Below are 18,330 nucleotides of genomic sequence, written 5' to 3'. Positions count from 1 at the left end.
GGCTCTACCCCATAAACGGGGGATCAGCATTCACCTTACACGATTGATAACACCATCCCATCCACAATGGGTCATCACTCTTATTCGATAGTTTTCAAAGTTTCTAAAACCATACGCTCTTCTTGATATCATTTCCATTTTGTTGTGGAAGCCTTCAGTGATCCCGTTGTTTCGTGTAAAGCGCCACATGGCGATGATAGGTTGCAACCACGAAGTTAAGGTATTGGCCAGTGCACGAAGTGGGCTGTGATGTAACTGTTCAAGCAAGTCTAAGAACCTCGGTAATGTCTTCTCCATTCGTTTTTCATTCATAGTCTTTAACAGCATATACCTGATGAGCTTCTGTTTGACCTCATACAGTGTTTTTAACACCGGATAGTCAGCTAAGTAGCGTTGTAGATTGCTGTTTTTCTCTTCGCTTAAATGCCATTGATGTCGTCGCATCAAACTAAGTAAACCTCGATTCTTACGTCCTTCAGGGTGGTGTTGCTGCCACGCTTTTAAGAAGTGATGGTTTATCAAGCGCACCACATGAAAACGGTCAGCGACTATCGCAGCATTAGGGAAATAGCGTTTGGCAATACCACGATAGGTTTCCGATAAGTCTATCGCGATGAGCTTAACGTTTTCTTTATTGGGAAGGTGGCGCAAGTACGAGCGTAAACTTAATTCAGAACGTCCCAGTTTTACATCAAACACACTACGATGTCGTAAATCTACAAACGTCGTCGCATAACCCTTCTTACGGGTAAAAAAGTGTTCATCTATCCCCAGCATCTCTGGGCAGGGGCGACTGATAATCTCTTTATATTTTTGGCTGATGTGTGATTGGTACCAACGCTCTACCGTAGTGGGACTAATGCGATGTGTGCGTGAGATACCACGCTGCGTAACACCACCGTGGTGCGCTTCAAAGACTTCTAAGCGAAAGCACTCCGACGCTCGATAGCGTGGCCGGATCCCAACAAAAGGGTGCCTGAAATAACGACCACAGCATCGACAATGATACTTAGGTACCTTTAAATGTAGCGTTAGCACCTGATTACCTTGGCGCGTGTGCTTCACAGTACGCTTATGTGTGGCTTTTATGCGTAAATGTTGACTCTCACAATGCTTGCATAACGGCTTTTTAGTGGGCTTTGCCCACACTTCAATAAAATCATGTCGATGAACACGTTCTATTTCTAACTCACTTATGCCTAAAATAGTACCTGCGTGGGACATCTGTACTCTCCATTAAATGATTCTTCGCAAAATCAGTTTAATGAATGCGGATGTCCCCCGTTAATGATGAAGAGCCAAAAAAATCAATGCTGCTCTAGTTCAGAAGAACCGGTGAGTACGCAATTTAGTTATGTTCTGCTTAACCTAAATTGCGGACCTATTTTAATAACATGTATAACCACATCGACTTCAGTTGTTAAATCGGCTCTTCGAGCACCAAACTCTGTCGAGCTATAGTAAACCAGCCAGCGTAAGTGTGTAGGTAAAGTTAATCGTCATTAACGTTACCTAAATTTTCATTTATTTGTGTCACTAAGTGTTCGTATATATGTGTACATCAGTCAAATATTACACGTCTGGTTAAATGGTTGGTGAAAACTCAGGGAGTGAAGCTGTCTTCGGCGGAGACGTGTAATTGCACTTTTTAGCACACTTTAGTTAAACAAAGTGTATTGTCGAAAGACAGTAAGATCTTTAGGCTAGCAATACAACTCCTCTATAAATGTGCAAAAAAACTTGCATATTACTGTTTGAAGAGTGTTGCTATCACTATAGACTTACAAAAACTGAATTCGACGCTTAACTTAAAGTTCTAGATATTAAATGGATTTAATAACACTTATCTCATGTACTCTCCTTGCAAGTCTCATTATGGCACTGAATATGGGACTAACGTATTTATCCAGCCCCGACGAGAAATACATAAAGTATTGGATAAATGCTGGTATTTTATTCGCTCTATCAAACATTGTCGCTTTGTGTCTGAATATATTCGCCCCTGAAAAGGCGATATCTCCGGTAATTGCAAATGCACCTTTTTACGCGGCGCACGCGGCCATTTTGAATGGCGTTTACGTTTATCTATATATAAGGCCCATTCCTTTATTGGTAAGTAGTATATTTATCTTGTCAGTAGCTTTACACGCAGTCCCTGAGGTTGCCAACTCCGTTGAAGTTCGCTTTTTCGTATTTAGCCCTATCATCATTTTGCTTGACCTATTTTCATCCTTTTTGCTGTTCAAGAATTTGTATCGCAAAGATTCACATTCCTTCTGGCCTTTGCTCATTACGCTTACTATTTTTGCAGCTCTAATGACCATAAGACTCTTTGCTATAGCCATTAGCGATGAGCGGTTAAACCTCTTTGGTAATGATTACCTGCAAACCGCAGGCTCATTCGTAATAATTGCCTTTATCTTTTTGCTGACTATAGGTTTCAATTACATAGTCACTTGGAAAAAAGAATTAGCACTCAGAGACTCAATGCTTACTGATTATTTGACTGGCTGGTCTAATAGGAGAGGCCTTGCAATTAAAGCTGATAAAGAGTTCTCTCGGTTCAAAAGACTTAGTCACCCCCTTGGTATCTGTGTGTTTGATATTGATCACTTTAAAGTTTTGAATGACACCTACGGGCATTTAAGTGGAGATCTAGCACTTAAGGCTGTTACGAGTTGTGTAGCCGAAGAAGTTAGAGACTATGACTTTTGTTGCAGATTTGGAGGGGAGGAGTTTGTTTTACTTCTTCCAAATATAGACTCAGTTAGTTTAAAAAATACCACCGAACGAATTCGGTCTGCGGTTAATAACTTAGCAATCAAGGGTAATGACCATACAATGTCTGTCACGGTGAGTATTGGTGGAACAATAGCAAACAAATATGATCGCAATTGGGAAGAGACGCTTAAAAGGGCCGATAAAAATTTATACAGCGCTAAACAGACCGGCAGAAACAAAGTGGTTATAGACAAGTAGTGAAGCCGAAACTGTTTTTTCGATTATCGAGCAATCACCATACGGTTTCACTCATGTCATATGCTTACCCACCCTAGCGGTTCAAGAGGTGTGATAGATAGCTACATGCTTCAATTTAAAAACCGAATATACCCTCTCCTATCCGAATTTGTGGAATAATAAAAGTAAACTTAGCTATTTTAAATTGCATTAGCGCTCAGTTTCTGGGCCAGCATTTTATTCTTAGGGAAGAGCAATGGCTTTAACTCAAATGCAAGTAATTCAGTCGCTAGGAGAAGCTATGTCTTGGTTCGAGCGAGAATTAACTTGGGGCGTGCCTCCTACTGAACTTAGGCACTTAATTGGCCGAATCGGTGAACTTTATGCCGCACTTATTACAAACGGGCAAATGGCTACAGCAGTGAATCAACAAGGCTATGATGTCGTCGGTGCTAACGGCGAGAGAATATCCGTCAAAACGACGGCTGTGATGGGTTCTAGTGGGCATATAGCGTTCAACCCCAACACACTGATATCAGTTGACCGCATTATTATTCTAAGAATCAACACTGAAGAGATGCAAATCGAAACTCTCCTAAATGAAGAAAAAGGAGTTGCTGAAAGTTTGATGCGCGAAACGCGCGGTAGTAGTGGGAAGTTGGCAATATCACTATCAAAACTTATCAGCATCAAAAAGCCAAACAGTAATATCAGTGTATTAAAATCTATTCAAATTTCAGATTACACAATCAAAGAGTTGGAAAACGGAACAATAGAAGTCGAAAGAGATAATCAAGTACTCACTCCAGCTAAGCCGATACTTCGCGAGCTAGCGAAGCAACTCAACATCAGTATCCTCAACGGCGCGGGGAATCCAATGAATACGAGACAACTTGGTAGCCTTATCATAAAGACAACAATTAGCTGAACAGTAGGCTTATGCAAGAAGTTATTTTGAAGCTTGGTGGAGAGGGAGAAACCTTATCACTTATAGGTACTCGAGGTACTGATGGTTTAAGGAAATACCACATACAAACAAGTTCGGAAGCCTTGTCAGAATTGCTATCTGAAAGCGATAGATTACCGTCCTCTAAACAACAGCGTCAGATAAAGGTGAGTTCATGGAAAAAAGCATGTGACCTGCTTGAACAGTATCCTAGTTGGTACAAGCTTCATCCAATAGACATTCATCCTGACTTCGCTTCGAAGATACATAAACTCTTTTCCACAAAGAATGACTCCTCAATACATCACAACACGATAAAGGATATATCTAGACCTGATAACACATCAAATACCGATACCAAGTTGCATGTAAATACCCAACTTAATTCGATAAGTATTGATAAAATTAAGGAGCTTTATGAACAATATTACGCTCTGATTAAATTAGAAATTGAAGAGTTTGGAGTAAAAGCTACCGAAGTACGACATTTAATAGGTCGAATCGGTGAATTTTATTGTGCACTAAAAGTTGGTGGTGCATTAGCTTCTAGAGCTAATCAACACGGTTTTGACGTAATATCAAAGCACGGCAAAACTATAAGTGTAAAAGCAACAGCTCAGGTAAATGGATTTGTTGCAATCTCAGCTTCTACAGCCAATTTAGCAGATGAACTCATGCTTATTCAGTACACGGCCGGTAAGCTGAACATTGTTTACTATGGTTCAATGGAGCCAGCCTTAGACTCTGCACGACATTACCCAGAAAAAATGAGATTTGAGTTAGATATTGGCAGTGCTAGAAAATTAGAAAGCTACAAGTCCAAAGTATCAGATATTTAAAGCTCAGTGTAACTCTAGATACATCCACGCTTTCTATATTCAGCCTCCCAAGCCTTGAAGCGCTGTGTAAGTAGCTCTTTAGTTTTCAATCCTCGTGCGAGCGCACGTTTGCTTTTTGCCCTTTCTTCTTTATTTTCGAACGTTACTCCGGATAACTCCTGCTCAAACATACTAGGAACGACATGACTGTAATGTTGCTCTATCATCGCAATACTAGTACCGCATTGTCGAGCGAGTACATCAACTCTTAAAGTTCGGCTAAGTAATTGCCATGTTATGTAGGTGTGGCGCAACGAATAGAGTGTTCTAGGTCCATCTGGGCTGGTCTTTAATTCTGCGTTTTCTAATGCTGAAACAAAGTTCTGCCCAGCTCATTGGTACTTGAGCCGTCAGCCAATACAAATATCTTATCGGACGGTCGGTGATTGGGAAAACGATCCATTAAGTTCATTAGAGGAAAGACAAACTCATCTTTGCACACGACGGTTCTGGTGCCAGTATGTTTCGTGGTCTTGCCTTTTCGCACCTTAATTTTAAAAATGACTTGGTGCTCTTATCTCGTCATTAAGATGTCAGCCCAAGTCAGTTCTTCCATTTCAGTGCCGGGACGAATACCTGTATTGATGACTACGTCAGCATAATCTAGTAAGAGTTCCCTTATCTGCCTGGTCTTTTCCTTACGGCTGTTGTCTCTCATACATTCGAGAGTTTCAACGACCTTCTCATATTCAACTTCGCTGAAAGCAGCACGTCTAGCCCCCTGCTCTCCTTTGTTGCTTAAAACTGGAACCTGAACTGGCAACATCCATTGGTTTTCAATCGCTGCTTTAAACACCATTTGTAGCGCAGCGTTATGATTTAGCAGAGTGGATTTGTTAAGAACCTTACCAGCCTTTTGTATTCGCCAAATGTCGAATTCTTTGAGCTTGTCTTGGTCAATAGAAGTGATATACGTGCGGTCAAAAAATGGAATATGATATTTTTTCAAAGCCCCATGTAGTCTTTGTAGCTAACTTTTCCACCGCCGTGAGCAAGCTCATGTTCCATAGCAAGAATGCTTTTTGCAGCTACATCGCGAAAACGCTTACTCTTTGTGAGTGTTCCGGTTTCCGCTTTTATTTTCCACTCCATACGTAACAATCTAGCCGCTGCTACAGCTTCTTCTTTATCAACTTGTTTAGTTGATTTGCAGTGCCATTTCCCGAAAAGCTGAAAACGGGCGTACCATTTTTTGCTGTTATCTTGCAGGAAAACGTAGAGCGTGTCGTCGATGTCGTGTCTTGCTAGCTGCTTAGCCATAAATACTCATTTGCAAAGAAAAAATAATGCGCTTACTCCGAGTATATATGGCCTAGTGACAATAGCTACCTGTTTTATATGGATATTTTTAGGTTATATTAATACACATTAACAAGAAGCTAAATAATGTTTTGATAATAAATGAGTTTAAATTACTAAACCAGTAACCAATTTTACATTGGCAATTGCCCATTGAACTAGATCATGATGAATTTCAAGCTCCATGTAATGCTCTAAGGCTTCATTCTCGGGTATCTCAACGAGTTTCATTAAAATTTTATCCATTTAATCAAACATGGAAGAATTATCATTACGAGCAATTAATACTTTTAGATATTCTTCAGTCATTGCGTTGATTAACTGACTTCTCATTTCTTCAGCATTTTCTTTAGCCTTAATATTTCGTACTCCCTCATACTGGTCAGCAAGGTAATAATTAATCCTATTAGCTTTATAAAGTCCGTTAAAATGCTCTTGTGCATATTGCTTTGCTGTAACAATGATTTCATGTTGATTCGCCCCAATAGAAAACATAAACAATGGGATTTTTGAAAAAGGACCTTGATGTTATGAACAATGCTTCAGTCTTTATTTATGGTTAATGCCAATGGCAGTAGTTCGTAAATTGTTGCATTAGTTTATATTTTGTACTTCAATCGGATGCAAAGCGTTCGAAGAATATTTTACTCAGATACAGTTAGTGGTAAGTCGGAAGGCTTTCGTCACTTAAAAAATGAATTGCTATTTGAGTCTCTATGGCAACACTGCTATTAGGTTTGTGTAACTTTATTGAAATTAAAAATTGGATTTTTTTACAGGAGGTTACCTTGTCTATTAATGTGTTTTTAAGCTACCGACGGCGTGATGCTGCATCGCCAGCGCGTTACCTGCGCAAAAAGCTCTTATCATTTAAACTCAATAAGAACTTTCAATCTCTCTACAAACAGCCACATGTCTTTTTAGACGTAATGTACGAGAGAGCAGGCTCTGATTTTTGGCTAGAGAAAATCGTTCCTGAATTAGAAAAAGCCGACTTTCTGATTGTGCTGGTCAGTCCTTCTATCAATGAAAATGCCTCTGACGTCGAAAGAAACTGGACGCTTAAAGAACTCTTAGAATTTGAAAAAATCTGTTTACGCAAAAAAATAGATCCAAGAACACGCATTATTCCTGTCTTGTGTTCCGGTACTACTGAAAAAGATATTCCTGGCTGCATGCAGAACATGTCAACAACCTGGGATTGGGTTGACTGGAATCTGTATTCTTGGAAAAAAGCCTTGCCTTTTACTTCCCGTGAACAGATTAACGACGGTTTGTACAAATTGACGGCAACCCTTTTTGACATCAAAGGCGATGAACTAACAGCGCACAATTTAAGAAATAAACGAGAGCTGAGAAAAGCCAATACTCTCTATACTAGCTTAGCCACATTTGTCATCATCATCCTGTCTGGTTTGACAGCCTGGGCTTTGAATGAGCAAAGACTAGCCAAGATACAAGAGTCTAGAGCACTTAAAGGAGAGTCGAGTGCTCTAGCCAATCACGCTCACGATGCAGTAAAAGATAATAGTCCTGCGATGGGGGTTAGTTTAGCACTTCAAGCATTACCGGATACTGACAGTCCCCGCCCTTATGTTTGGCAGGCAAACGTTGCATTGGGATTGGCATACCAAGAGTTACAACAAATTGAACTAATGAATTTCGAATCACAAATGTACGATGTTGCATGGAACGAGGAGGACGATTCAATTACGGCTGTGACTAGATATGGGGATTTCTATATCGAAGATATCCACACCCCAGGTCCCTACCTGCCAAGGCTATCGTTAGGTTTAGCAGGTAAAAAAAACGCTGATGGTAATGAAGCGGCAATCATAGGATTCGTTGATTTAACTAGTCAAAACAAACTATTGGTAGTAGACAACATAGACGGCTTACAAGAGTACCTCATAGATGAAAACAGGGTAAATCAAATAATACATGAAAGCGCATTGCCGGTGTGTTTGACGGGTACCCGTTCAGAGCAGTTAGTTGTAATCACTGATGTTGATGGAAAGGTTGAGATATTAAAGACGCCTGATTTCCAGCAGGAATTACTTATTGATGCGAATGATGCAATGTTTGCTTGGTGCGCAAGCATACACGAAAAATCAGGCTTGGTGTTTGTCGTGGGTAGCGATCAGGATTATGAGTATGGTCTACTGACGGTGTACGACAAAAAAGGCCATCTGATTAAACAAGAGAAACACTCCTCGGCCTTGCTCTGGGTAACGGTTGACGAAGCCCAAGACCAGGTGGCCATGGTCAGTGAAGAGGGGCACATCATAGTTTACGCTATTGATGCTTTGCGCAATGGTGAGTCCTCTCTCACTGTCGAAGCGAAAGTTGATGGTCTGTTTTTAAATACGGCCTCTTTCTCGCCCGATGGAAAGTGGTTGGCTGTAGCGGACAACATCGGCAGGATCATGTTGTTTGACACAGAATCAAAGGGGACAAGAACCGATATCAGTGAAAATTCTGGTATGGTATCTGGGCTAAGTATGGGTAAGGATGTTTTCGCCGCGGCATCAGAGGACACGACAATACGTTTTTTCAGCTACACAAAACTTGGGCAGCCTCTAAAATTCGCAGCCCATAAAGGCACGGTATCTGAGGTTGCTGTGAGTTCTGATGAGGAGCTGGCGGCCATTGGCACTCACGAAGGGGAGCTTGCGTTTTGGTCATTGCCTGAAGCCTCGCTTATTGAGCGCCATGTGCTTGAGCCTGAGAAGTCAGATTCAGGCTCCTTTGTGCGCACGATTGAATTTGGCGAAAGTGGAAACTATCTGTTGGCTGGGAATGACAGCGGTGAACTTTTTCTCTGGCAAAAGAGTTCACAGAAAGACAACGTGCGCCCTATTCGAAATAAAGCCAGTGGTTACAATCAGATTGCAAAAATTGCTCAACATCGATTTGTTGCTGCCACAGGAGTTGACATAGAAGTACTGGATCTTACTGATATTGACGCTCCATCATTTCAAGCCTTGCCCGATACAGATTCGATAACTAACATCCATAGCATTGCTGCAAATCGCCAGCATATTTTGGTGATGCATAGTGAAAACACTTTAAGTCTTTGGGACGCTAACACATTTCAGCAGTTATCCACCACTACCTTACCGCTCAACTCTGATGGTCGTTCTTACTACCCTAATACTGCATTTCACCCGTCGGGCAAATTTGCGGTGATAGCCAGATCAGATGATATTGCCTCTGTCTTAAGAATCCCGGACCTCTCTACCGTCATCGATTTACCCAATTCGGTCACCAATGCCGATGAAATAGTGTTTAGTCAAGGAGGCCGCTGGGCTGCCACCATGACTTATCAGCAAGTACATCTTTACGATTTTTTGAATCGGCAAATGACGGCTTTGCAACTGAGAGAGGATTTTTCGGCGATCGATTTTATCGGTGATGATAGCGATGCGAGACTGGTAGGGGTTACGAACATTGGTCAATTGCGGGTTTGGGACCTCGTAGAACAAAAAGTGCAACTCTTTTACAAAAATCCGCAGTTGCAACACGCCCACTTGTTTGGTGTTACAGTCATCGACCAACACAATACTATGCTTGTCACAAGCAGTGGCGAGCAACTATTAGTCCCTATATTACCTGGATTCCCGGAACTAAGGGAACTATCCAAACAAGCAATCAGTGAAGAGGATGCCGACTACATTATAAGTGAAGCAGACCAACGCTATTACATCCCAATCGGTGAATATCTGTCGAATTAATACAGGCAACTGTAATGAAATAACCTGCGTCAATGCGTTTGACTGGAGAGAGTAAAAGGTGAGCAAACGAATAGAGTATCGCAAACGGGACAATTTTCATGTCACCGCTGTCAGGCTGGACTTGGATTTTGACGGTTTTTCTTATCGCAAGTGGAACAACGAGCAAACAAGCGTACAAGGTGACTGGCTTTTGAATAATGGCGGGGATATCTACACTGTAGCCGCAGACTATTTTCATAGCAATTATCAGGAAATCTCACCGGGTCAGTTCAATAAAATCGGCGCTGTATGGGCCGAGGAAGCTACGGAAGATGGTGACATTGACACGCTTGAAGGGAAAACGTCATACGAAACAGGCGATTATTTGGTATTTGATCGAGCCGTTGGAGGCGATGCTTACGCCATAAAAAAGTGCAAATTTGAGTTGATGTACGAACCCGTGGAAATGGATGAACACCTCACTGCAAGGCAAACCAACTACCTCAAACGTTTGGATGGCCTCGTTGCCAGGTATGACAATAAGGCCACGAGAAGCCGCTTCTACTTTTATCTCTTCCAAACTGTCGCTGTCATAGCGGCCGCCTCTGTACCGGTTTTTAGCAGCATGCCATCACCAGAGAATTTCTTGATAGCGTCCTTAGGGGGGCTAAGTGCCGCCATCTCGGGAATGTTGAGTTTGTTCCAGTTTCAGACCAATTGGATTAAATTTAGAAGCACCTGTGAAGACCTAAAGTCGCATCTGGCCCAGTTCAGAGCTGTCGCGGGAATGTATAAAGACCGTCGAAAAGCCTTTAACCTGCTGGTAGAAAATTGCGAGCAGTTAATCAGCGTTGAGCGTGGGCAATGGGCGCAGAATAACTCGCGTCAAGATGAAAACAAAGAGAATAAGTAAAATGGCTCATATCTCAATGTGAATAACGTAGTTTCGCCAATACAATAAAACACCTTAAGGCAAAACTGTTTTCACAATGCCTCTGCTAGTCTGTAATAGCTACTGATTTCCTAGACACTTGTGGTTCTCTAGGTGATTACTAACAAGCATACTCTGAATTTCCGCACCTTCCAAATCAGCAGAAAGATAGATTATTGCCATTTATTCTATTTTCTTGTAGCACAGTAGTGTGCGACCTTACGATCTACGAATCTTCCATTTAATCTCGCATTTCTTCTGTTCTTCGGGCACATTTTGCTGCGCGCTCAATGGCTTACAAGAAACTACTTCAAATGCACCGTTTTCTTCTATCTCGCGCTTTTTTTTAGCGCATTCTTTACACAAAATAGTCATGCTAGGCATATTTGAATCCATTAACGATTGGTTTTGGAAAGGCCACAGACAAACGCTCTGTGTTGTTTTAAATCTACTAATCGATCAGTTTCTAGTGCATTCGATATATTGACAGACTGCGAGTAGACTTTGTTAGCGTTAACCAGAACGTCGTAGTTAGTTACGACAATTTGTGGGCTATTGTTGCCTCTTGTGTCAGCTCCCCCATTTTCAACGCTATTGGGCGTGGGAGCGATTACACCAACCGCACTGTCAAGTTGCTCCATTAAAAAAGTATATATTTCTCCTAGTTCGGCTTCTCCTTCTCGAAATAGGTTGAGGTCAGTGGCATGCCTCCAAACCTTTTCCAAGTCATTTAGTGCAATCCCTGAATAGCAACTAAGTATGCTACTTGACTCAACCTTCTGCGCGGCATCGAGTGTAACATTCGATCTTTCTATGAAAGTGTTGCCTAATTCTGGCGCAAGTGCACGGGCTGCATTACCTGATGCGAAGAATTGATTAGTATTCAACGATACATTTTCAACACTGGTTTCAGTTACATTATCAATCGATGCTATGACCGACGGGTATCGGTACTTATCACCGTCTTTTACTAAAGGAATGACAGATAATTCTTGTCTCTTGTATCCTAAGTTAAAGCTGTCAGGAATGTCCGATGTCGTGCCAATACTCAAGCCTATGTTTGTAGATGTCCCGAAAAACATGACATCGGATTTGGTTACTGAGCCTGTCGATACGGCAGCAGGCTGCCCACCAACCGCGATAACAGCCGCGTCCCCAGTGGCATAAAGCTGACGATATTTTGGGTTGGTGATTGAAGAGTTCGACTCGATAGAGGCTAATACTGGTGGCGCAGTGCCATCGGCATTATTAGGTCCGATGTATCCTTCCACTCTTTTGTAACCGACATTTAATCCTGCGGGCTTAGTGTCTCCCTCCAAGACGCTTATCGATGTACTAGTTACAAATACCGCTTCGTCTCGACTTGCGCATCCCATGGTTAAGGAGGCTAAGATAAAAATTATACTAGTTCTCCATTTCATCTTCTGTTTCCTTTCTTGATGTTGATTGAATTATTTTGGTGGTATTAGTGGAATAGCCCAAGGTCAATGCGCCATGAGAGGGCATGTTTATCCCGCTTATGCCAAAGGTGGTTACTTCAATGTTTTCAACAGTGCAGTATTCGCTGTTTAGATTTGTATTGCTTTTGATATTCACAAAACCGATCGTATTGTGATTGCCTTCATTATCGACATATTGAAGGGCACAACCAGAAGAGATGAAGATGATGCTAATTATCGTTAAGATTTTTGCCTGAACACTTGTCCTGAATCGCATGAGTGTCATCCTTTACATGCGCGAAGTTAAAAAAAGAAAAAAGATACTTTCAACTTACAGGATGTTCATTTTTTAATCAACACTTTGTGAACTGTAGGATCTTTGCGCCCTTAATTGACTTTGTCGCTATCAAGTTTTAAACGTCGTCTAGAAGACAAAAGATTGGTAACGTTAATAAGACTTAACAGCAACTATCTACTTCCGGTTGCGACTGAAAGCGTTTCACGTACCATCCAAGTACGCACGATATTATTCTTTGCAAGGCAGTACACAATGGCTAATCAACTTGATTGACATGACATCGATGATACGTTGTATGTCTTTTTACAGGATAACAGTAAACGGTGGTACGCACGTTTTCAGCTGTTTGGGAAATGGTATTGCAAAGCAACAAAACAAAAGGACTAAGAAGAAGCAAAGGCGACCGCTCGGTATCTTCGAACTGAGTACAAGATCAAAATTGAAACTGGCACGCTATCGACGAGCAAGCGGTTCCGTGATGTCGCAAAGAAAGCTATTGAACAAATGGAGCACGAACTTGCAATGGACACAGGCAAGGTTGCTTACAAGGACTATATTGGCGCACTGACAAAGTATCACATTCCAGTCTTTGACCGGACCTATATCACATCTATTGACCAAGATAGGCTGCGCGAATTCAACGTAAAACGAAGAGAGATCGCAAACAAGGATTTATCCAAGTCTACGATCCTCAATCATAACGCTGCTTGAAGCTAAAGGCTACAACACTCGGGTAGTGACAATGGCCGAAGAACACAACATTGAAGAACAGTTGGCCCATCATCAGTGGGCTGACATCGTATTTCTACAGGCACCAATTAACTGGATGGGTGTGCCATGGTCATTCAAAAAATACATGGATGAAATCTACACTGCAGGTATGGGTGGCGCCTTATGTGCCGGCGACGGTCGCGTTGAAGAAGCGCCGAAGAAAAACTACGGCACAGGCGGTACCCTTACAGACGTTAAATATATGATGTCTTTAACCTTCAATGCTCCAGAAGAGTCATTTAACGACAGCGAAGAGTTTTTCGAAGGTAAATCTGTCGACGATTTACTGTTTCCAATGCATATGAACTTCAAGTTCTTTGGCATGAAGCCCATGGAAACTTTCGCTAGCTTTGACGTAATGAAAAACGCCGATGTAGAAAACGATTTCAAACGTTTTGAAGCCCACATCAACAAGCATTTTTAAGGATTTATCATGAGTACTGAATACACCAATAAGTTACATGCAGGTTCTGCTTTTCCAGATATTTCAGCAAAGCTGTTAAATGGCGACACTATAAAGTTAGCGACACCTGAGAACGGTCTTTATTGGAAAATGATAGTGGTTTACCGAGGGCAACATTGCCCACTTTGCACTCGATACCTCAATCAACTTGAAAGTGTTAGGGGTCATCTAGCCGAAATTGGCGTAGACATCATTGCAGTGTCTGGCGACAGTGAAGAGCAGCTTGAAAGTCACCTGCCTAGATTGGATATCAACTTTCCAATTGCGTACGGCTTAACAGTGGAGCAAATGGAAGAATTAGGCGTCTATATCTCTGATCCAAGATCGCCTCAAGAAACTGATCACCCGTTTTCTGAACCCGCGCTGTTTGTTGTGAACAATGAAGGTAATGTGCACGTCGCTGATATTTCTAACAATCCGTTTGTTAGACCTGAGTTAGAGACATTAGTAAGTGGTTTGGGCTGGATTCGTAATCCTGATAACAACTACCCTATTCGCGGTATGCACAAATAAACGCAGCTTTTATGTTGGGTTATCGTTTCTTATCTACTCATAGCGGGATGTATCGGGGTTACTTCTATTGGTACTGCCTAACAATTGAAGTCCCCCAACAAACCAATTAAAGTCGCTCAGCACAAACTTTTCTCACTTTCTGAAAGGCTTTAATTAATGAACATCGAAAGAATGGAAACTAAGCAGCGCATGAGTCGTATTGTGAAACACAATGGCGTTATTTATTTATGCGGGCAAGTGTGTGCTGATGCCACACGAGACATTACTCACCAAACTCAGACTATGTTGGATAAAGTCGACAGCCTGCTTATACAAGCGGGTAGCGATAGAAAACATATGCTTTCTGCCACTATTTATCTTAAAACTATGGATGATTTTGCCAAGATGAATGAGGTGTGGGACAACTGGGTGCCAGAAGGTTACGCGCCAGCAAGGGCTTGTGTTACTGCCGATATGGCGCGCGAGGCGTTGCTTGTTGAAATCTCTGTCGTCGCCGCTGAAATAACTGACTAAAACAATCTGGCTAGAGAGCAAACCGATGACTTTGTTCTCTCTGTTCTCTTTGCTCTCTTTGTTCAGGGCCCTATATCACTCAAGCAAAATAACCCTTTGCCGTCATAACTCTGAAATAAACCACCTGTAACGTAGGAAACTCTCGGATAGAGTCTGCGAAGGCTCAACCTCAAACACGCAAATTGCTTCGATACGAGTTTTCATGAAGAAACTGAAACGCTATCAATACGAACGATATGCCATTCTTTGCCAACTCGCCTACCCTGATGCTGACGCACAATATCAAAAAATATTAGACCCCTTTCACGAACGCCACCTCGTGGACAAGTACGGCAGAATGAGCGTAAGGATCCTGTGGGTAGAAAACAAAAAAGAAGTCATTATCGTTTTTCGTGGTTCGCTAGGATTCAAAGACTGGTTCGCCAATTTGTTTTTCATACCGTATAGATTGCGACAGCTAAACAGAAGTTTTTTTGTACATTGGGGTTTTGCCAGATTGCTTGCTCAGCCAATGTATTCAAGTACGAAAACCTCAGAAGACGCACTACCGCTTAGAGAGCTACTGGTTAAAGTGTTAGAACCCCTTCGCGAACAAGGCAAGCGGTTTTCTTTTATTGGTCATTCATCTGGCGGCGCCGTCGCCGTGCTAATGGCCGATTATTTTGAGAGAAGGTTTGCGAAATCGGTAAAAAGAGTAGTCACTTTCGGGCAGCCCGCTGTCGGAACGCGGTCATGGTATAAACATTACCTGTTACATCATAGAACGTATCGCATTTGCTGCGATCTCGACGTGATAACTTTCATGCCTCCCTTCCCTTTTTATTTTTGGCATGTGGGGAAAATGCTTTGGCTGCATGATGATAAAATTTATGAAAACACACCTACTCACAGGCGATTTCTCATGTCGCTTAAAAGCTGGTTGTTGCGCCCTATCACGTATCACTATATGCGAAAATACATTCGGAACAAGTCGCTTTTTGATGAACATTAGGGCACCCATTACGCGTTTGAAAAAAGCGAGTATAAGGTTATCGCCAGCGCGTTTCTTCCTGTAAAAAAAATATTACCTTGACCATCAACACTCTCCCCCATACGTCCTCAATACGGCGGCAGTTGAGGGGGAAAAGAACGATCACTTTGGGTAACTCACGCGTAAATGTTTTACGGTCAGTAAATGAATATCCATTACTACGCATCAACACATAGGCGAGAGAAATATGTCTTCACTGAAACTAGAGCGCGCAAAAGCCGCACTCAAGAACGCGTTTATCGGCGATGCCCTTGCCATGCCCGTGCACTGGTACTATAACCCTGCCGATATTTATAAAGCCTTTCCGTTAGGTATCGAGCAATTTGAAGATGCCCCTTCGTTCCATCCTTCATCCATAATGTCGTTGCACTCCACACAACAAGGCGGACGTGCAAACAGGGCGTCTGCCAGTCAACGGGAAATAGTAGGCGAGGTCATTCTTAAAGGGAAAAGACAGTTTTGGGGTAAAGACAACGTTCATTATCATCAGGGGATGAAAGCTGGAGAGAATTCACTCAACGCACATTGTGCTCGCATTGTTTTAGCCTGTGCGCTCAAGGGTTATGAACCCGATGATTTTCTCTCGCGCTACATAGCCTTTATGCGCGCTGATGAGCCACAACATCCTGACACCTATGCCGAGTCTTACCACCGCGGTTTTTTTGCCAATCTTGAACGTGGGATTCCTGCAAATCAATGCGGTGCAGTAACCCACGATACCGCATCTATTGGCGGGCTGGTATCGGTAACGCCCCTTGCTATTATTCAAATAGCTCAACAACAGCCACTTAAAGATATTCAAGCAATTTGTCGCCATCATCTTTCTCTGACCCATCCAGATGAATCACTTGCTATGGTTTGCGACCTCTACGTTGAATTGCTGAATAGGTTGATGCTCAGAGAGGATGAAGAACCTGCCGCTATTCTTGAAGATATTGCTCAGCGTTCTGGTAGGCTGAACTTGCCTAGTTTAATTTCAAAGAAAAAAAGCGATATTGAAGTAGTGGGCCGTACGTTTTCACCTGCATGCTATATCAGTGATGCGTGGCCAAGTATTTTATACTTTGCCTATCGCTATGTAGATAACCCTAAGCGCGCAATTATGGCCAATACAAATGTAGGTGGGGACAACGTGCACCGTGGCTTTGTATTAGGAACTATCATGGGTTTAATAGAGGGGCGAGAAATTAATGCGTGGTTTGAGCAGCTCGCCGATGCCGAATTGCTTAACTCTGCCATTGAAGGCCTTACTTAGATTAATCGTCAACATGCCCGCTTTCTTGGCGGGCTTGGTATTAATACCAGTCCGCGTAAGTAATTACCCTCTCAGCGAGAGTTAAAATGTTCGTAATCGCGGCGTGTTACCGCAGGTATAGTGGTTCTACACCAAGGTGACAGAACAAACACCTAAGTATGTTCATTTGTATGAGCGTTCATAAGTGAGCATTAAAGGCCTATTCATGATCCGTAAAAACTACAGGCTCACCCGCCTGCCCGTTTTTGCCGCTTCGAATATGGCGTTCACAATACGAATATCGGCCAGTCCTTCGCTGCCGGTCACTAGAGGCTCTCGGCCAGTTAATATGGCTAACGCATCGTTATCCATTTGAAGGGTTTGCTGCATGCCGCTGATAGGATGCAGTGTTTTTCCATCTGACGTTGTGCCCGCTACACCGTTGTAGCTTTGCATAGGCTTGAGCTGATACCAACCATCTTCACAGTCAGCTTTGAAATGGTTGAATCCTTTCACTACGCTGGTGCCGCAATCCGCCACAAGCCCGTCGCCAAAGTCCATGGTAAATAAGGTAGTTTCATCAACTTCGGTAAACTTCTCTGGAAAACGTTGTGGGGGATGACTGCCGGTTACCGCTACTGGCTCGCGGCCTGTTAAAAAACGTGCGCCATTTATCGCATAAACGCCCATATCATAGAGTGCACCGCCACCCATGTGCTTTTTCATTCGCCAATTGTCAGGTGCTCTTCCCTGCCCTGCATAGCCTGCGAAACTCGATACGGCAGTTATTTCACCGTAAGGCTTGGAAGCTAAATATTGATGGAAGGTGCGAGTGTTAGGTTCGTGCTGCATACGATAACCAATAGACAACGTCACGCCGCTTTTATCACAGGCATTAATAATGGCTTGGCACTCTTCGCTATCCATAGCCATTGGTTTTTCACACCATACATGCTTACCCGTGTTCGCAGCGCGAACCGCAAAATCTTTATGCGTTCCGGTGGGCGTAACTACATAAATAACATCAATATCGTCGTTGTTAGCAATATCATCCATATTGCTATAGGTGTATACGTTACGGCCTTTAATGCTGTGATTTTTTTGCCACTGAGGAATTTTACTCTCGGTCCCGGTGATGATGCCCCGTAACTCGCAATGCTTGGTATGTTGTAATGCCGGTGCAAGTAAATTCGTGCTGTAATTGCCTAAGCCTAATAACGCCACGCCTAGTTTCTTTTTTGATGGCTGAGCTAGTAAATGCGCGCTGTTCGCAACGAGTAAACCTGAGCCAGCTATTTGAAGAAAACGACGACGAGTGATGTAAGACATCAGCACTCTCCTTTA

The 18,330-nt window shown here is 42.5% G+C and carries 17 protein-coding genes and 2 pseudogenes; 11 read left to right on the top strand and 8 right to left on the bottom strand.

All coding sequences use genetic code 11. The annotated features are described in order from the left end of the window. Positions 1-30 precede the first annotated feature (30 nt). A complete protein-coding gene (locus C6Y39_RS15495; protein ID WP_105929417.1) occupies positions 31-1,224 on the bottom strand; it encodes an ISL3 family transposase in 1,194 nt (397 codons plus the stop codon). A 603-nt stretch (positions 1,225-1,827) separates the two neighbouring features. Here C6Y39_RS15495 and C6Y39_RS15490 point away from each other — a divergent pair. From C6Y39_RS15490 to C6Y39_RS15480, 3 genes are all read left to right on the top strand, one after another. Then, the gene (locus C6Y39_RS15490; protein WP_105932143.1) at positions 1,828-2,979 is read left to right on the top strand and encodes a GGDEF domain-containing protein; all 1,152 of its coding nucleotides are present in this window, start codon (positions 1,828-1,830) and stop codon (positions 2,977-2,979) included. 235 nt (positions 2,980-3,214) lie between these two features. Further along, positions 3,215-3,886 carry a DUF6998 domain-containing protein gene (locus C6Y39_RS15485; RefSeq protein WP_105932142.1) on the top strand — a complete coding sequence of 224 codons (672 nt, stop codon included), beginning with the start codon at positions 3,215-3,217 and terminating at the stop codon, positions 3,884-3,886. Positions 3,887-3,897: 11 nt separating this feature from the next. Further along, positions 3,898-4,743 (top strand): DUF6998 domain-containing protein, encoded by an 846-nt coding sequence (locus C6Y39_RS15480; protein ID WP_105932141.1) that lies wholly within the window; start codon positions 3,898-3,900, stop codon positions 4,741-4,743. A gap of 14 nt (positions 4,744-4,757) precedes the next feature. Here the strand turns inward: C6Y39_RS15480 and C6Y39_RS15475 are convergent. The 3 genes and pseudogenes from C6Y39_RS15475 to C6Y39_RS15470 all read right to left on the bottom strand — a co-directional run bounded on the left by C6Y39_RS15475 (position 4,758) and on the right by C6Y39_RS15470 (position 6,576). Further along, positions 4,758-6,042 (bottom strand): annotated as a pseudogene (locus tag C6Y39_RS15475) (site-specific integrase). 147 nt (positions 6,043-6,189) lie between these two features. Then, positions 6,190-6,312, bottom strand: a complete 123-nt coding sequence (locus tag C6Y39_RS18985) for a hypothetical protein (RefSeq protein ID WP_276309304.1) — start codon at positions 6,310-6,312, stop codon at positions 6,190-6,192. A gap of 15 nt (positions 6,313-6,327) precedes the next feature. Further along, entirely contained in the window at positions 6,328-6,576 is a 249-nt protein-coding gene (locus tag C6Y39_RS15470) for a hypothetical protein (RefSeq protein ID WP_105932140.1), read from the bottom strand. Positions 6,577-6,797: 221 nt separating this feature from the next. On the opposite strand from C6Y39_RS15470, the gene C6Y39_RS15465 reads away from it, so the two are divergent. Further along, positions 6,798-9,815 (top strand): toll/interleukin-1 receptor domain-containing protein, encoded by a 3,018-nt coding sequence (locus C6Y39_RS15465; RefSeq protein WP_105932139.1) that lies wholly within the window; start codon positions 6,798-6,800, stop codon positions 9,813-9,815. Positions 9,816-9,873: 58 nt separating this feature from the next. Beyond that, on the top strand, positions 9,874-10,707 hold the full coding sequence (locus C6Y39_RS15460) for a DUF4231 domain-containing protein (RefSeq protein ID WP_105932138.1): 834 nt from the start codon (positions 9,874-9,876) through the stop codon (positions 10,705-10,707). A 237-nt stretch (positions 10,708-10,944) separates the two neighbouring features. Here the strand turns inward: C6Y39_RS15460 and C6Y39_RS18805 are convergent, their stop codons facing one another. From C6Y39_RS18805 to C6Y39_RS15450, 3 genes are read right to left on the bottom strand one after another with little or no spacing between them, the layout of a single operon-like run. After that, complete coding sequence (locus C6Y39_RS18805) at positions 10,945-11,109, bottom strand: hypothetical protein (RefSeq protein WP_167390674.1); 165 nt, start codon at positions 11,107-11,109, stop codon at positions 10,945-10,947. 11 nt (positions 11,110-11,120) lie between these two features. Then, on the bottom strand, positions 11,121-12,146 hold the full coding sequence (locus C6Y39_RS15455; RefSeq protein WP_105932137.1) for a hypothetical protein: 1,026 nt from the start codon (positions 12,144-12,146) through the stop codon (positions 11,121-11,123). Then, positions 12,130-12,441 carry a hypothetical protein gene (locus tag C6Y39_RS15450; RefSeq protein WP_105932136.1) on the bottom strand — a complete coding sequence of 104 codons (312 nt, stop codon included), beginning with the start codon at positions 12,439-12,441 and terminating at the stop codon, positions 12,130-12,132. Before C6Y39_RS15450 ends, C6Y39_RS15455 begins: the two co-directional genes overlap by 17 nt. Before the next feature lie 543 nt (positions 12,442-12,984). On the opposite strand from C6Y39_RS15450, the gene C6Y39_RS18845 reads away from it, so the two are divergent. The 6 genes and pseudogenes from C6Y39_RS18845 to C6Y39_RS15420 all read left to right on the top strand — a co-directional run bounded on the left by C6Y39_RS18845 (position 12,985) and on the right by C6Y39_RS15420 (position 17,007). Beyond that, a complete protein-coding gene (locus tag C6Y39_RS18845) occupies positions 12,985-13,173 on the top strand; it encodes a hypothetical protein (protein WP_205664212.1) in 189 nt (62 codons plus the stop codon). Beyond that, positions 13,160-13,657 (top strand): annotated as a pseudogene (locus tag C6Y39_RS15440) (NAD(P)H-dependent oxidoreductase); the annotation flags it as partial. The gene C6Y39_RS18845 and the pseudogene C6Y39_RS15440, both read left to right, overlap by 14 nt. A gap of 9 nt (positions 13,658-13,666) precedes the next feature. Next, a complete protein-coding gene (locus tag C6Y39_RS15435) occupies positions 13,667-14,209 on the top strand; it encodes a redoxin domain-containing protein (RefSeq protein ID WP_105932134.1) in 543 nt (180 codons plus the stop codon). 156 nt (positions 14,210-14,365) lie between these two features. Then, entirely contained in the window at positions 14,366-14,722 is a 357-nt protein-coding gene (locus C6Y39_RS15430; protein WP_105932133.1) for a RidA family protein, read from the top strand. Positions 14,723-14,924: 202 nt separating this feature from the next. Then, positions 14,925-15,713, top strand: coding sequence for a lipase family protein (locus C6Y39_RS15425; RefSeq protein WP_105932132.1), 789 nt, complete (start codon positions 14,925-14,927; stop codon positions 15,711-15,713). Positions 15,714-15,939: 226 nt separating this feature from the next. Next, positions 15,940-17,007, top strand: coding sequence for an ADP-ribosylglycohydrolase family protein (locus C6Y39_RS15420; protein ID WP_105932131.1), 1,068 nt, complete (start codon positions 15,940-15,942; stop codon positions 17,005-17,007). Positions 17,008-17,226: 219 nt separating this feature from the next. On the opposite strand, the gene C6Y39_RS15415 is transcribed toward C6Y39_RS15420, so the two are convergent. Beyond that, a complete protein-coding gene (locus C6Y39_RS15415) occupies positions 17,227-18,315 on the bottom strand; it encodes a Gfo/Idh/MocA family protein (protein WP_105932130.1) in 1,089 nt (362 codons plus the stop codon). Positions 18,316-18,330: the final 15 nt, after the last annotated feature.

Origin of the sequence: Alteromonas gracilis (assembly GCF_002993325.1) — a bacterium.
Taxonomy (GTDB): domain Bacteria; phylum Pseudomonadota; class Gammaproteobacteria; order Enterobacterales; family Alteromonadaceae; genus Alteromonas; species Alteromonas gracilis.
This window is presented reverse-complemented; position numbering and strand designations above follow the sequence as displayed.